The sequence below is a fragment of the Enterovibrio norvegicus genome (assembly GCF_002876705.1).
Lineage (GTDB): Bacteria > Pseudomonadota > Gammaproteobacteria > Enterobacterales > Vibrionaceae > Enterovibrio > Enterovibrio norvegicus_B.
The window spans coordinates 1-510 of sequence record NZ_MDAG01000051.1; positions in this window are offsets into that span (position 1 = coordinate 1).

Here is a 510-nt window from a genome sequence, read left to right on the forward strand (position 1 = left end):
GTGGAATCGGTCGCTTGTATGCCATTTCAAATATTCACATAACGCTGTGATAACGAGCACTTGCCCGCACTGAACCTGAGCAGAACTATGTATTCACTCCACTTTCTAAGCGCTTCGAGATTGGCAAGGTGTCCCGTTCATGACCTTGTTAGCCGCTGAATATTCATACTATCGCGGCTTTGCCGCTAACACCCAACGAACGAACCATTTTGTGAGTTCAACTACGGCCTAAAAGACAAAATCACTCGACAAAACCACAGGCGTTGAATTCAACTTAGCAAAGATAGCCACATGATTTTGCATCGAGTTTGGGATTGGTTTGATGAGGGTTTTGAGTTTAAACAACCTGTGACGAAGAGAGGAAATAGCTAACCAAACATCGCAAACTAAACACTGAGAAGAACTGACGGATAACGTTGTGATAACGGGCACTTGCCCGCACTGAACCTGACCAAACCTATGTATTCACAACACTTCCTAAGCGCTTCGAGATTGGCAAGGTGTCCCGTT